This is a genomic window from Flagellimonas profundi, from assembly GCF_017313275.1.
In the GTDB taxonomy this organism is placed as follows: domain Bacteria; phylum Bacteroidota; class Bacteroidia; order Flavobacteriales; family Flavobacteriaceae; genus Flagellimonas; species Flagellimonas profundi.
Genome location: NZ_JAFLNM010000001.1, coordinates 1,719,785 through 1,733,250, shown reverse-complemented (window position 1 = coordinate 1,733,250; position 13,466 = coordinate 1,719,785). Strand labels below are relative to the sequence as shown.

14 protein-coding genes are annotated in these 13,466 nt (G+C 41.7%); 3 read left to right on the top strand and 11 right to left on the bottom strand.

Annotation, left to right across the window (positions count from 1 at the left end):
- The first annotated feature begins 3 nt into the window (after positions 1-3).
- Positions 4-1,044, top strand: a complete 1,041-nt coding sequence (locus tag J0654_RS07990) for an endonuclease/exonuclease/phosphatase family protein (RefSeq protein ID WP_207027458.1) — start codon at positions 4-6, stop codon at positions 1,042-1,044.
- Here the strand turns inward: J0654_RS07990 and J0654_RS18285 are convergent.
- The 11 genes from J0654_RS18285 to udk form a co-directional block, all read right to left on the bottom strand.
- A complete protein-coding gene (locus tag J0654_RS18285) occupies positions 1,033-1,341 on the bottom strand; it encodes a DUF6122 family protein (protein WP_237685908.1) in 309 nt (102 codons plus the stop codon). The two genes, J0654_RS07990 and J0654_RS18285, sit on opposite strands and share 12 nt — an antisense overlap.
- Positions 1,334-1,966 (bottom strand): WbqC family protein, encoded by a 633-nt coding sequence (locus J0654_RS07985; RefSeq protein ID WP_207027456.1) that lies wholly within the window; start codon positions 1,964-1,966, stop codon positions 1,334-1,336. The genes J0654_RS18285 and J0654_RS07985 overlap by 8 nt, the downstream gene beginning before the upstream one ends.
- Positions 1,967-1,988: 22 nt before the next feature.
- On the bottom strand, positions 1,989-3,731 hold the full coding sequence (gene lepB, locus J0654_RS07980; protein ID WP_207027454.1) for a signal peptidase I: 1,743 nt from the start codon (positions 3,729-3,731) through the stop codon (positions 1,989-1,991).
- Positions 3,732-3,781: 50 nt separating this feature from the next.
- Positions 3,782-4,483, bottom strand: coding sequence for a 4-hydroxy-tetrahydrodipicolinate reductase (dapB, locus tag J0654_RS07975; protein WP_207027452.1), 702 nt, complete (start codon positions 4,481-4,483; stop codon positions 3,782-3,784).
- A 3-nt stretch (positions 4,484-4,486) separates the two neighbouring features.
- Positions 4,487-5,143, bottom strand: a complete 657-nt coding sequence (locus tag J0654_RS07970; RefSeq protein WP_313783466.1) for a DUF5683 domain-containing protein — start codon at positions 5,141-5,143, stop codon at positions 4,487-4,489.
- The gene (locus J0654_RS07965) at positions 5,136-6,041 is read right to left on the bottom strand and encodes a ParB/RepB/Spo0J family partition protein (RefSeq protein WP_207027450.1); all 906 of its coding nucleotides are present in this window, start codon (positions 6,039-6,041) and stop codon (positions 5,136-5,138) included. Before J0654_RS07965 ends, J0654_RS07970 begins: the two co-directional genes overlap by 8 nt.
- Positions 6,042-6,815, bottom strand: a complete 774-nt coding sequence (locus J0654_RS07960; protein WP_207027448.1) for a ParA family protein — start codon at positions 6,813-6,815, stop codon at positions 6,042-6,044.
- Between the two features lie 134 nt (positions 6,816-6,949).
- Positions 6,950-9,022 (bottom strand): methylmalonyl-CoA mutase, encoded by a 2,073-nt coding sequence (gene scpA / locus J0654_RS07955; RefSeq protein WP_207027446.1) that lies wholly within the window; start codon positions 9,020-9,022, stop codon positions 6,950-6,952.
- A complete protein-coding gene (locus tag J0654_RS07950) occupies positions 9,015-10,397 on the bottom strand; it encodes a methylmalonyl-CoA mutase subunit beta (protein ID WP_207027444.1) in 1,383 nt (460 codons plus the stop codon). The genes scpA and J0654_RS07950 overlap by 8 nt, the downstream gene beginning before the upstream one ends.
- Positions 10,390-10,722, bottom strand: a complete 333-nt coding sequence (locus J0654_RS07945) for an FtsB family cell division protein (RefSeq protein WP_207027442.1) — start codon at positions 10,720-10,722, stop codon at positions 10,390-10,392. The genes J0654_RS07950 and J0654_RS07945 overlap by 8 nt, the downstream gene beginning before the upstream one ends.
- Position 10,723: 1 nt before the next feature.
- On the bottom strand, positions 10,724-11,332 hold the full coding sequence (gene udk / locus J0654_RS07940; RefSeq protein WP_207027440.1) for a uridine kinase: 609 nt from the start codon (positions 11,330-11,332) through the stop codon (positions 10,724-10,726).
- Between the two features lie 195 nt (positions 11,333-11,527).
- Here udk and J0654_RS07935 point away from each other — a divergent pair, with 195 nt between their 5' ends.
- Together J0654_RS07935 and accC are read left to right on the top strand one after the other, a co-directional pair.
- Positions 11,528-12,013 carry an acyl-CoA carboxylase biotin carboxyl carrier protein subunit gene (locus tag J0654_RS07935; protein WP_207027438.1) on the top strand — a complete coding sequence of 162 codons (486 nt, stop codon included), beginning with the start codon at positions 11,528-11,530 and terminating at the stop codon, positions 12,011-12,013.
- A gap of 6 nt (positions 12,014-12,019) precedes the next feature.
- Positions 12,020-13,462: an acetyl-CoA carboxylase biotin carboxylase subunit gene (gene accC, locus J0654_RS07930; protein ID WP_207027436.1), complete on the top strand. Its 1,443-nt coding sequence runs from the start codon at positions 12,020-12,022 to the stop codon at positions 13,460-13,462.
- Positions 13,463-13,466 lie beyond the last annotated feature (4 nt).

Here is a 13,466-nt window from a genome sequence, read left to right as displayed (position 1 = left end):
TAAGTGAAAAAATCGACCTCTATATGGGATAGGGTAGTTTTTGCAATTAATTTACTGGTTGCAGTATTGCTTATTACTGCGGGTATTATATCGCTTTTACCCTTTCAATTTGTATCATCACTTGCTGTACTAAGTATATTTGTTCCCTTTTTCTTTGCGTTCAATATTTTGTTTCTAATATATTGGATTCTTAAATTTAAAAGACAATTCATATTGTCACTACTTGCCATCTTTATCTGTTATCTAATTTTTGGACCTTTTTATGGTATTGGCGGGAATGATTTTACCAGTCAGACAAAGTCTCCCAGCTTAACAATAATGACCTATAATGCTTGGGGGTTCAATAAAAATGGTTGGATGAAAGAGCCTGGTGTGGGAGATAGTATTGTCCAATTTATTAAGAAGCAAGACCCTGATATTCTTTGTATACAGGAGCACACTAGAATACGTCATCGACAGTTAAAACAGTACCCATATAGAAGCGAGACCCCTTATGTTCCCCAGAGAACTATTCAAGCAATATTTTCTAAATATCCAATTGTAGGCAACGGTTCATTAAACTTGCCCAATACTAGAAACAATATTATTTATGCAGATATCGCACGCGAAAATGATACTATCAGGGTTTATAATATACATTTACAGTCTTTTCGTATAGTTCCAAGTAAAGATGATTTTTCGGATGGAGAAAAATCGGAGAAGATTTATAGAAGGATGGTCAGTACATTTTCAAAACAATTGGAACAAGCTGAAATCTTTAGGGTTCACTTAGAAAGCAGCCCTTACAAAAGTATTGTGTGCGGTGATTTTAACAACACCCAATTTTCCAATGTTTATAAGATAGTAAAAGGGGATTTGCAAGATACTTTTTTAGAAGAAGGCACTGGTTTCGGAAGAACATATAATCTTTGGAAAATTCCACTTCGAATCGACTACATCATGGCCGATCAAAACTTTGAAGTATTGTCCCATCAAAATTTTGATATACGCTTGTCCGATCATTACCCAGTGATGGCCAGATTGCGCTTAAGGTCACATGAGTAAGCAGTCCATCCAATCTGCTATGATGTGAATGATCAAGGCCAACCCAACTATCCGTGTTGTTTTAAAAAAAGGTAATATACTATAGACTAAAATAGCCCAATAGCTGTGGAGTGCATGGAACCCAATGCTGCATCGATTCGGGTCGTATAGTGGTGTTGCCCAAAGGTGGTCCATGTCAATTATGATTCCTGCGAGAAGAATCAAAGCAACTTTTAAGCTGTCCCCTTTAAAGAACCAAACGGCTATCAAAACAGGGACCAAAAAATGTATGCCGTAATGAATAAGGTGCCTAAGCATTTTTTAAATCTAAGGGTAGACTTTCTAGGTAATTGAGTGTATTGGTTCCTTCATTGAACAAGAGGTCCAGTACACTTAAATTTGGAATAAATCCATGCCGTTCTTCAAAAACTTGGGTGTAAGGGGCCATATCCCAATTTTTTTCCTTTTTTGCATCTACCAAAAAACGAGCGTCAAAATAGGTTGATGGTTCAACTTCGTAAGTCTTGGTTTTCTCCATTGGAATATCCATACCGATGCAACCAGCAATAGCTTCAATGGTTTTTAAATTGAAGTTATAAAGGGAATTATCATTTCCTTCATAAAGAGGTCTTAGTTCATCCTCATAAAATTCAAAAAAAGGAGAGGTTCGGTATGCAGTTTCCAAAGTGCGCCAATGTTCCTTTTTCCAGTTGTAACTATTTTCGGTAGATACATCGGCATATTTTTGACGTCCTTCTTTGCCCCCAACATGTTTTATAGGGATATTGAGCATGTGTTTACCCTTATCCGTTGATATATAACAACGATTTCGGTAGGTCTGCTTTTGAAAATTATCTTGCGCCTCCCAGATTACCTCATGCTGAACAATGGCCGCAAAAGTGGCAATGCTTGGAAAATAGGAAGGATGAACAAGAATTTTCAAAGAACAAGTTAATTAAGATTACTTATGATTTTTTCTTCTTTTTCTTACGGAAGAAATCAAAAATGAACCAAGCAGCTAAAAGTGCTATAAAATACCAGAAGTAGGATACTGGCTCGCCACTTCCGCCAACAGTGGTGAATACACGGTCCCAGCGTATCTTCCAATTGGCGATTCCCTGTCTAAAGTTGTCAAAACTCATCCATAGGAACACTGGTTTACCTACGATATGGTCGGCCGGAACATACCCCCAGGTCCTGCTGTCTTCGGAGTGGTCGCGGTTATCCCCCATCATCCAATAATAGTCCTGTTTAAAAGTATAGGAATCAGCTTCTTCTCCGTTTATGAATATCTTATTGCCCGTAACCCTTACATCGTTGTATTCGTAATCCCGTATAATTTTTTTGTATAGAGGAATTGTTCTGGAATTGATCTCAACGGTGCTTCCTTTCTTTGGAATATAGATGGGACCAAAGTTATCGTTGTTCCAAGGATACAGATTGGGTTTTTGCGGAAACGTGTTTCCACCATATACTCCTTTCGGTTCAATGGTTTTAACTACGGAGTCAATGACAGGATTGTTCCTGAGTGTGGCAACCATTTCATCCGTAAGATTGGCCATTCGGGAACGTGGCTTTTCTTCGGTTAGGGAAAGTCGTAATTGGCGAATAACATCGGTCGGTATACCGTTTTCGTTGGTGTAAAGTTCAATTTTGCCATCTTCCGTTTGTCGTCCACCGGAAATGAAGGGCGCCAAAGCGTTATATTGTGCCTCGCTGATATTGGTTGCTATATATTTTCGAACATAGTCGGCAGCATCCACATCATTTAAATAGCTGCTGGAAACCCCATTTTTCGCATAGATGTCATACACATACATCGGCTTTGCCCTATCCGATAATTGAAGTTGTTCACCATTGATGTATACAAATCCATCAATTACCGCTAGGGAATCTCCAGGAGTGCCTACACATCGTTTTACATAGTTGGATTTTTTATCAATTGGTTTTATAACGGCTTTTTGTGCCTTGAAGAACTGATACAAAGTATCAGCGGGCAAACTAAATACCACAATATCGTTTTTCTCCACTTTTTCAAATCCCGGCAAACGCATGTAAGGCAACTGGAGTTTGTTGATCCAAGAGGTTTTATAGGTTTCGGGGTTTACATCTGCCAAATACGATCTTGTTTTTAATACAGGAAGTGTGTCGTGAACCATGGGTGCGGCCAAGGTGGTCATAGGTACCCGTGCACCGTAGTGGAATTTGCTGACAAATAAGAAATCACCTACTCTTAAGGTGCGCTCCAGAGATCCTGTCGGAATCACATAAGGTTGAATGAAATAGGTGTGAACAAAAGTTGCTGCCACAATGGCAAATACAATGGAGCTGACCCATTCGCCCAATCCTGTTTTTGGTTTTAGACTGCGGTCTTCAATATACTGTACATCTTCAGCGTAGTTGATGTAGTAGATATAAAAACCGAGCGTAAGGATGACCAACCAAGTGTCCACAAGGGAGTTTTTTCCAAAACTTCGGATGGTTTCTACCCAAACCACAGGGAACATCAATAAATTGATGATGGGAATAAACAATAAAAGTACCCACCACCAAGGTCGGTTTATGATTTTCATCAAAACAATACCATTGTAAACGGGTATGGCGGCTTCCCATGCTTTTCTGCCTGCCTTAACGTAGAGTTTCCATGTTCCCAAGAAATGGATGACCTGAATGATCAGGATAAAAATAATCCATTGAATACCGTCCATATAAAAAAGTTTCTTTGTTAGACCCTGGGTCTATATTCCTGTTACGTTTTTTAGCTAAGGTTTAACACATCTTTCATGGAAAAAACACCTGTTTTTCCCTGTATCCATTCCGATGCGATTACTGCTCCGAGTGCAAAACCTTCCCTGTTATGTGCTTCGTGTTTTATTTCGATGGTGTCAACCGGGCTTTCATAGGAAATGCTATGGGTTCCCGGCACCATGCCTTCCCTAATGGATTTAATGGAAATTGTTTTGTCGCCTGATTCGTTCAGTTTCCAGTCTTTATTAGAGGTGTTTTCAATAATGCCTTCGGCCAAAGTAATGGCAGTTCCGCTGGGTGCATCCAGTTTTTGGGTATGATGTATCTCCTCCATGGAAACTTTATACTGTTCCAGCTCCGCCATCATTTTGGCAAGATGTTTATTGAGTTCAAAAAAGATATTTACACCCAGGCTAAAGTTGGAGGCATAGATGAATGCACTTTTATGCTCTTCGCAAATTTTGATGGCTTTATCAAGCCTATCCAACCAACCAGTGGTTCCGCTGATTACGGGCACATTGTTCTTAAAGCAATTGGTGATATTGTCAAAAGCAGCTTCGGGCGTACTAAAGTCAATGGCAACATCCATTGAGGTGTAATCTACATCTTGCGAGCGGTCATCAATCTTTGCTACAATCGAATGACCTCTATCCCGGGCAATCTGCTCGATCATCTTTCCCATTTTGCCATATCCGAAAAGAGCAATCTTCATACGTTAGAATTTTATGACCATAGCCATACCATAGTTTGGCTTGTTGGTAAAAGGATTTATATCTAGATAAGGGTTGAAATCAACAGCCAGGTCATCGCTCACATTATATTGTTTTAAATGTGAGTCCACGTTGGCGTCTATAATATTCAAGGCATAAAGAGCAATTGTGATCACTAAGGCCAAATCCCTATCTCTTTGGGTATTTTCTTGGGCTCCCTGCAATGCTTCCGATGTTAGATCGGGACCGAAACCATCTCCGTTCAAATCCCAAAATTCATCGTCTTCAAAGCCTGCGAGTCTACGTTTATACGCGTTTCTTGCTCTTCGATACTCCGTATTGTTTATGGAATAGACATAAATTCCTGTTCCTATGGCGCCCCAAACTATAGGGGCTTTCCAGTAGCGTTTGTTGTATATCTGTCCAAGCCCGGGTAAAATGGCCGAATAAAATGCAGCTTTGCTCGGTGCAAGGGGGTTAATGTCTTTTTGCTTGGTAACTTCTTCAAAAGTAACACCTTCCCCTTCCATATTTTGTGCAATGGAGTCTACCTTATTTGATGGTTGTGGCTGTTTTTTGGTTTCATTTTTCTCTTCTTCCTGAGAAAATCCTGAGTAAAAAAACAAAAAGGTAAAGAGCAATAAAAGAAGGTTTTTATTCACCTGTCAACAATTTTTTGATACGCTTAAAGTCTTCTTCCGAATGGAAGGGTATCACTATTTTTCCTTTTCCATTTTTAGATGTGGTAATATCCACTTTGGTAGCTAGTCTTTCTTTGATGGAATCCAAACTGTTGGAAACAAAATCTGGAACATCGGGAGTGCCCCTTTTCTTATCAGTGCCAGAACTTTTGGGGTCCTTATGTGCTTTTACCAGTTGCTCAGTTGCCCTAACGGATAGGCCGTCGGAAACCACTTTTTCGTAAATGGCAATCTGGTCTTTTTTCTTGTCGATGTTAATAAGCGCCCTTCCGTGCCCCATACTGATGAATCCATCACGCATTCCTGTCTGAATGATGGGGTCCAATTTTAGTAAGCGTAAATAATTGGTGATAGTGGAACGTTTTTTACCTACGCGATCACTCAACCTTTCTTGAGTAATCTCAATTTCATCGATAAGTCGTTGGTAAGAGAGTGCAATTTCAATGGGGTCCAAATCTTGCCTTTGGATATTCTCCACTAAGGCCATTTCCAAGGATTCTTGATCGTTGGCAATACGGATATAAGCTGGAATGGTTTCCAACCCTACCAATTTGGATGCACGGAACCTTCGCTCTCCGGAAACCAATTGGAATTTGTTGAAATCCAGTTTCCTTACCGTAATGGGCTGTATAATGCCCAGTTCGCGAATGGAACTCGCTAATTCTTCAAGGGTTTCGTCGTTAAAATTGGAACGTGGCTGAAAAGGATTGACTTCAATGGAATTGATGTCCAGTTCTACCACATTTCCTATGACCTTGTCCGCATTTTTATCCGAAACTGATTTAATATCATTCTCTGGATCATTCAAAAGAGCGGACAGGCCTCTTCCCAACGCCTGTTTTTTTGTTGCTTTCGCCATCTAAACTTTCTCCTTGTTTTTCTTCAAAATTTCGTTGGCTAAGTTAAGATAATTGGAAGCACCTTTACTGCTCGCATCATATTTTATGATGCTCTCGCCATAACTAGGAGCTTCGCTTAGCCTAACGTTTCGTTGGATTATGGTATCAAAAACCATATCCGCGAAGTGTTTCTTCACTTCTTCAACAACTTGGTTGGAAAGTCGTAACCTGGAATCGTACATGGTCAACAACATCCCTTCGATGTCCAAATCGTTGTTGTGTATTTTTTGTACACTCTTTACGGTATTCAATAATTTGCCAAGACCTTCCAAAGCGAAATATTCACATTGTATGGGTATCATTACCGAATCTGCCGCGGTAAGTGCGTTCAAGGTCAATAACCCCAAGGAAGGAGCACAATCAATCAACACAAAATCATACTTGTCGCCCAAATTCTTTAAGGCTTCTTTCATCATGTATTCCCTGTTGTCCTTGTCCACCAATTCAATTTCTATGGCAACAAGGTCAATGTGCGCAGGCACTAGATCCACATTGGGAGAATCTGTTGGGATGGTCACCTCTTCAACACTCATGGTATGCTCCAAAAGCTGATATGTACCGTTTTCCACGGAATCCACATCAACGCCTAAACCTGAAGTTGCATTGGCTTGGGGGTCGGCATCAATGAGTAACACCTTTTTTTCCAATACACCTAAGGAGGCTGCAAGGTTCACCGTTGTGGTTGTTTTGCCTACACCGCCCTTTTGGTTTGCTATTGCAATAATCTTGCCCATTTCATAGTAAGTTAGGTGCTAAAAATACGATTATTTAGGATGCGATAAAATGTAATTTGTTAACAGGGGGTGAATAAACCCAGTATCCTGCGTTAAATAAAGTTAAACTTTTATTGGTTAGGCCGTTATGTGGTTTAATCCAAAAGTATATTCAGTATTTCGGTGGCTGCATCCGCAATTTTGGTACCTGGTCCAAACACGGCAACGGCACCATTATCCAGTAGATGCTTGTAATCTTGCTTTGGGATGACGCCCCCAACGATGACCATAATGTCTTCACGACCGTATTTCTTCAGTTCTTGAACTACCTCGGGGACCAAGGTTTTATGCCCTCCTGCGAGTGAGGAAATCCCAAGTACGTGTACGTCGTTTTCAACAGCTTGTTTGGCCACTTCGGCAGGAGTTTGGAACAAGGGGCCTATATCCACATCAAAACCTAGATCGGCATAACCTGTGGCCACTACTTTGGCGCCGCGGTCATGTCCATCTTGTCCCATTTTGGCGACCATAATTCGTGGTCTGCGCCCCTCTTGCTCTGCAAAGGTGTCTGCCAGCTTTCGGGCCTTTTCAAAACTTTCGTCGTTTTTGATTTCTTTGGAATACACTCCGGTAAAGGATTGGATTTTTGCTCTATATCGTCCAAACGCACTTTCCATGGCATCGCTGATTTCACCCAAAGTAGCACGTTCTTTGGCCGCTTCTATGGCTAAAGCTAATAAATTTCCACGGTCTGAATCGTTTTTAGTGGCCTTTTTGGAGGCAACCCGGATGGCTTCGAGTACTTTTTCAACAGCTTTTGTATCCCTGCTGTTTCTTATTTGGTCCAGGCGTGCCATTTGCTGTTTCCTCACCTTGGCATTGTCCACTTCCAAAATTTGAAGATCGTCCTCGTTCTCCAATCGGTATTTGTTCACTCCCACAATAACATCTTGTCCGCTATCAATGCGGGCTTGTTTCTTGGCTGCAGCCTCTTCAATGCGCATTTTTGGGATACCTTTTTCGATGGCCTTGGTCATTCCACCCAATTTTTCCACTTCTTGAATCAATTCCCAGGCATTTTCTGCAATTTCCTGAGTCAATTGTTCCACTTTGTGGCTACCCGCCCAAGGGTCCACTGTTTTGGTGATATGGGTTTCTTGCTGTAGATAAATTTGGGTATTCCTTGCAATTCGTGCCGAGAAATCTGTTGGCAATGCAATCGCTTCGTCCAATGCGTTGGTGTGAAGACTTTGTGTTCCTCCAAAAGCTGCTGCCATTGCTTCGACAGTTGTCCTGGCCACATTGTTGAAAGGATCCTGCTCCGTAAGGCTCCAACCACTGGTTTGACTATGGGTACGGAGCATTGATGATTTTGGATTTGAAGGGTTGAATTGCGCTACCAATTTGGCCCAAAGCATGCGACCTGCACGCATTTTGGCGATTTCGGCAAAATGGTTCATTCCAATACCCCAGAAAAAGGATAGTCGTGGAGCGAATTCATCAATCTTCAAGCCTGCCTTTATTCCAGTTCGGATGTACTCAATACCATCGGCCAACGTATAGGCCAACTCCATGGATGCAGGAGCACCCGCCTCGTGCATATGGTATCCGGAGATACTGATGCTATTGAACCTAGGCATGTTTTTACTCGTAAACTCAAAGATATCAGCGACCAATTGCATGGAAGGGGTAGGTGGGTAGATATAGGTGTTCCGAACCATAAACTCCTTCAATATATCGTTTTGAATGGTTCCCGAAAGTTGTTCCATGGAAACACCTTGTTCCAACCCTGCCACGATATAAAAAGCCATAATGGGAATTACGGCTCCATTCATGGTCATGGAAACGGACATTTTGTCCAAAGGGATGCCATTGAACAGGATTTTCATATCCTCCACAGAGTCGATGGCAACCCCAGCCTTGCCCACATCGCCAACAACGCGCTCGTTGTCCGAGTCATATCCACGATGGGTGGGTAGATCAAAGGCTACAGAAAGACCTTTTTGCCCCGCCTCCAAGTTTCTTCGGTAGAACGCATTGCTTTCCTCGGCCGTGGAAAATCCCGCATATTGGCGGATGGTCCACGGTCTGCGAACATACATGGTAGAGTAGGGTCCACGAAGGAAAGGGGAAATCCCCGCAGCAAAATTTTCGTGCTCGTATTTTTGGGTCTCGCCGGCATTCGAATCGGCAGCCAATTCCAGGTGTTGAAGGTCCTTTCTACTCATCGTTCAATCTTTTTTGTTCAAACGCTTCGGCCAATCTTTTTTCAATTATGGGCTCAACGATGGTTTTTCGTGCTTTTTGCTTCATAAAAGGGTAGAGCTCCAGATCATTCTTCATCCTATCTTGTGGATTCAGGTATTTGTTGGTGCCCACTGAAACGATTTTTCCTTCATCAAAAAGTTGTTGTTCCTTTTCGGCGCTTTCCTTTATTTTTTGTTGGATGGTGCCTTTTTTAATCCCTTCCAAGAATCCACCGGCTTTTTCCACTTGTTTAAATAGCCGTAAGCCTTTCTCGGCCAATTGATTGGTCAGCGATTCAATGTAGTATGAGCCTTCGGAAATTTGCGAAGCCTCGGAAAAATAGCCTTCTTCTTTTAAAAGTAGCAGTTGATTACGGGCAATACGCTCCCCGAATTCGTTGTCTTTATGATAAAGGGCGTCGTAGGCCAAATTGCAAACGGTGTCGGCTCCACCCAAAACCGCAGACATGCATTCGGATGTTGTGCGGAGCATATTCACGTTATAGTCGTACAGGGTTTTGTTCCGTTTGGAGGGAACAACTAGGATATTGCATTCGTTTTGTATGCCATATGCTGATGCGATACTTTTCCAAAGCCATCGTAAAGCCCTGATCTTTGCTATTTCAAAGAAATAGTTGCTGCCCACCGCCACTTTAAAAGTAATTGGGAGTGACTTCTCGACTCCGCTCGAAGTGATATAGTTCAAGTACTCGTTGGTATGGGCCATGGCATATGCCAATTGTTGTACCATGTTGGCGCCAGCATTTTGATAAAGCGACGTATCGACCCCGATAATTGAAATTTCCGAAGTGCCGAGTGAAACCAATTCAGTGAATATTTTGTGGTCTTCTTCCAGATTGTGGTGCCAATTGCCATCTTTGGACAAGTGCCCGACAATGTCAATGTTCAAATGGGCCTTGGCTTTTTTGCCTTTAAGGAGGGAAATTAATTTTTTGATGGGTTCCAAGGCCAAAAACTCAAAATTGAAGTAGAGGTTGGTCTCTTTCAGGTCAATGCCGGAGATCAAGGCTTCAAAGTCCGTAGTTTCGTTGGGTATGGTCAAAATCAAGTTTTCCATACCTTTTTTTAATATTTCGAGGGCTTTTGCATTGGATTTTTTTTCATCGCTCACATAAATAGCTTGCCCTATGGACCAATCGTGGTCTTTCGGCAATGAAAAACTGGGAATGTTCTTTAGGTCCTCTTTATTGTAAAAAGGCTTTACGTTGATGCCTTCCAAAGATTCCCAGACCAAGGTTTCGTTATAATCGGCACCTTTTAGGTCAACCTGAATCTTTTGTTTCCATTGTTTGGCGGAAATTTCCGGGAATTCTTGAAATAGGCTGGTATTATTCATCTTGTTTGTTCTTTAGGCTATCTTCATATTCGATCAAGAATATTTCTTCATTATCCTTTTTCATATAATATTTTTCGCGGGCCAATTTTTCGAGCTCCTTTTCATCGGACATCTTCTTTAATATTTCTTTGTCCTTTTCAATCTCACTTTTTAGGAACTGCTTCTCCTTTTCCAACTTATCGATTTCATTCTCCAGCTCCAAATGGATCAACAGGGAATTGGTGTCGAAAAAAGCCATCCAAATCACAAAAATGGTCAATACCAGGATATAGGTATTGGTCATGATCTTGAACCATTTCTTTTTTCTCAACTCCTTTAGGCCCATGTTACGATAGTTTGTTATTAATGATGGTTCTAACAATATCCACAGCAACGGTATTGTAGTGGTTGTTTGGAATGATAATGTCCGCAAATTCCTTTGAGGGTTCAATAAATTGAAGGTGCATCGGCTTTACAGCGGTTTGGTATCTTGTAAGCACTTTCTTCAGATCGTGCCCACGTTCCTGGGTGTCGCGTTGCAACCTTCTGATCAAGCGCTCGTCCGAATCGGCATGGACATATATTTTTATATCGAACATATCCCTCAATTTGGGATTGCTCAATACCAAGATGCCCTCCACGATCATAACCTTTCGGGGAGCTGTGGGAACAGTCTCCTTCATTCTGGTTTCCTCTACAAAGGAATACATGGGCGTATCAACGGTCTTTCCTTGTCTCAGTTGGTCAATATGCTCTATCAATAGGTCGAAATCTATCGAATTTGGGTGGTCAAAATTCACCAAGGCCCTTTCCTCTTTACTCATATGGGAAAGGTCGTTGTAGTAAGAATCTTGGCTTATTACACCTACTTCGTCCGTGGGCAATTGTTCCACAATCTGGTTAACTACCGTTGTTTTCCCGCACCCTGTGCCGCCAGCAATCCCTAAGATCAGCATAGTTTGAATTTTGGCATCAAAAATAAACAAATGATTATATCTTCTGCCTATCTACAATACTTCATAATTAGTGTTTAATATTAAAGAAATTAATGATCATTGTCATAATCGACCCTGCTTATTAGGTATAGTTTTGTATGGTTTTTAATGCATTAACCTCTATCTTTATCAGGCTAACCAAAGGAAAAATCTTTTATGGATAATTCTTATGCTGTCAAGGTTGGGGACGACTTTGACTTTAAACTTTCCAAGGACACTATTTCTTCATTGGATTTGATAAAAACCGGGGATCATGCCTATCACCTGCTAAAAGATGGTACATCCTACCATATAAAAATCCTGAATTCCGATTTTAACAAAGGAACTTACACCATTAGCATTGATGGCAGCGAATACCGTTCTTCCATTCAAACCCCTTTGGATGAGCTTATCGAGAAAATGGGCTTTGCCATCAATGGAGGAAAAAACATAGATTCTATTTCGGCACCTATGCCAGGGTTGATTTTGGATATTTTGGTGGAAGAAGGTCAGGAAGTCAAAGAAGAAGATCAATTGGTCATTCTGGAAGCCATGAAAATGGAGAATATCATTACCTCCCCAAGAAACGGTGTCATCAAGAAAATAGGAGTGTCCAAAGGGGATGCCGTTGACAAGAAACAATTGTTGATTGAATTTCAATAGAACATCATGAAAAAAATATTGATCGCCAATCGCGGCGAAATTGCGGTCAGAGTAATGAAGACCGTGAAAAAAATGGGTATTGATACCGTTGCCGTTTTTTCGGAAGCGGACAGGAATGCTCCCCATGTTCAATTTGCCGATGAAGCGGTATGTATCGGTGAGGCACCTTCCAATAAATCATATTTGAGAGGCGATAAGATTATTGAAGTCGCCAAAAAGCTCAACGTGGATGGGATTCATCCTGGTTATGGGTTTTTAAGTGAAAACGCGGACTTTGCGGAAGCTGTCGAGAAAAGCGGCATTACCTTTATCGGTCCAAAATCCAAAGCCATCCGAATTATGGGAAGTAAGTTGGCGGCCAAGGAAACTGTTAAAGCATACGACATTCCTATGGTACCGGGTATAGATGAGGCCATTACCGATGTGGCCAAGGCGCACGAAATTGCCAATGAGGTAGGGTATCCGGTATTGATAAAAGCCTCTGCAGGAGGCGGGGGCAAGGGAATGCGGATCGTGGAAAATAAAGAAGACCTGGAATCTGGGATGAAACGAGCCATTAGTGAAGCAACATCTGCTTTTGGAGATGGCTCCGTTTTTGTGGAAAAATATGTGAAATCACCAAGGCATATTGAGGTACAGGTGATGGCCGATACACACGGCAATGTGCTGCATTTCTTTGAAAGGGAATGTAGCGTTCAGCGACGTCACCAAAAGGTAGTGGAAGAAGCGCCTTCTGCAATTTTAACGCCCGAACTGCGTGAGAAAATGGGTGTGGCGGCCTGTAAAGTGGCCAAATCCTGTGACTATATCGGCGCTGGTACGGTTGAATTTTTGATGGATGCCGACCATAATTTCTACTTTTTGGAAATGAACACCCGCCTTCAAGTGGAGCACCCTGTTACGGAATTGATTACGGGAGTGGATTTGGTGGAATTGCAAATAAAGGTAGCTAGAGGCGAGGCACTTCCCATGAAACAGGAGGACCTAACCATAAACGGCCATGCGGTGGAGCTTCGGGTTTATGCCGAAGACCCTTTGAACGATTTTTTGCCCAGTGTGGGTAATTTGGAAACGTATCAATGGCCAGTTGGCGATGGTATTCGGGTAGATAATGGCTTTAAGGAAGGAATGGATATTCCCATTTATTACGACCCCATGCTTTCCAAGCTGATCACCTATGGTAAAACCCGTGAAGAGGCCATTGAGCTGATGCTAGATGCCATTCAGGAGTATAAAGTGAAGGGAGTGCAGACCACTTTGCCTTTTGGCACCTTTGTATTTGCCCATGAAGCCTTCCGGTCAGGGAATTTTGACACTCACTTTGTAAAGAATTACTATTCTCCGGAAAAAATAAAAGAACAAACGGCCAAGGAGGCAGAAATTGCGGCCATGATTGCCCTGCACCAATTTCTGGAAGACAAAAAAATAACAAGATTACCTTCAAATTGAATCC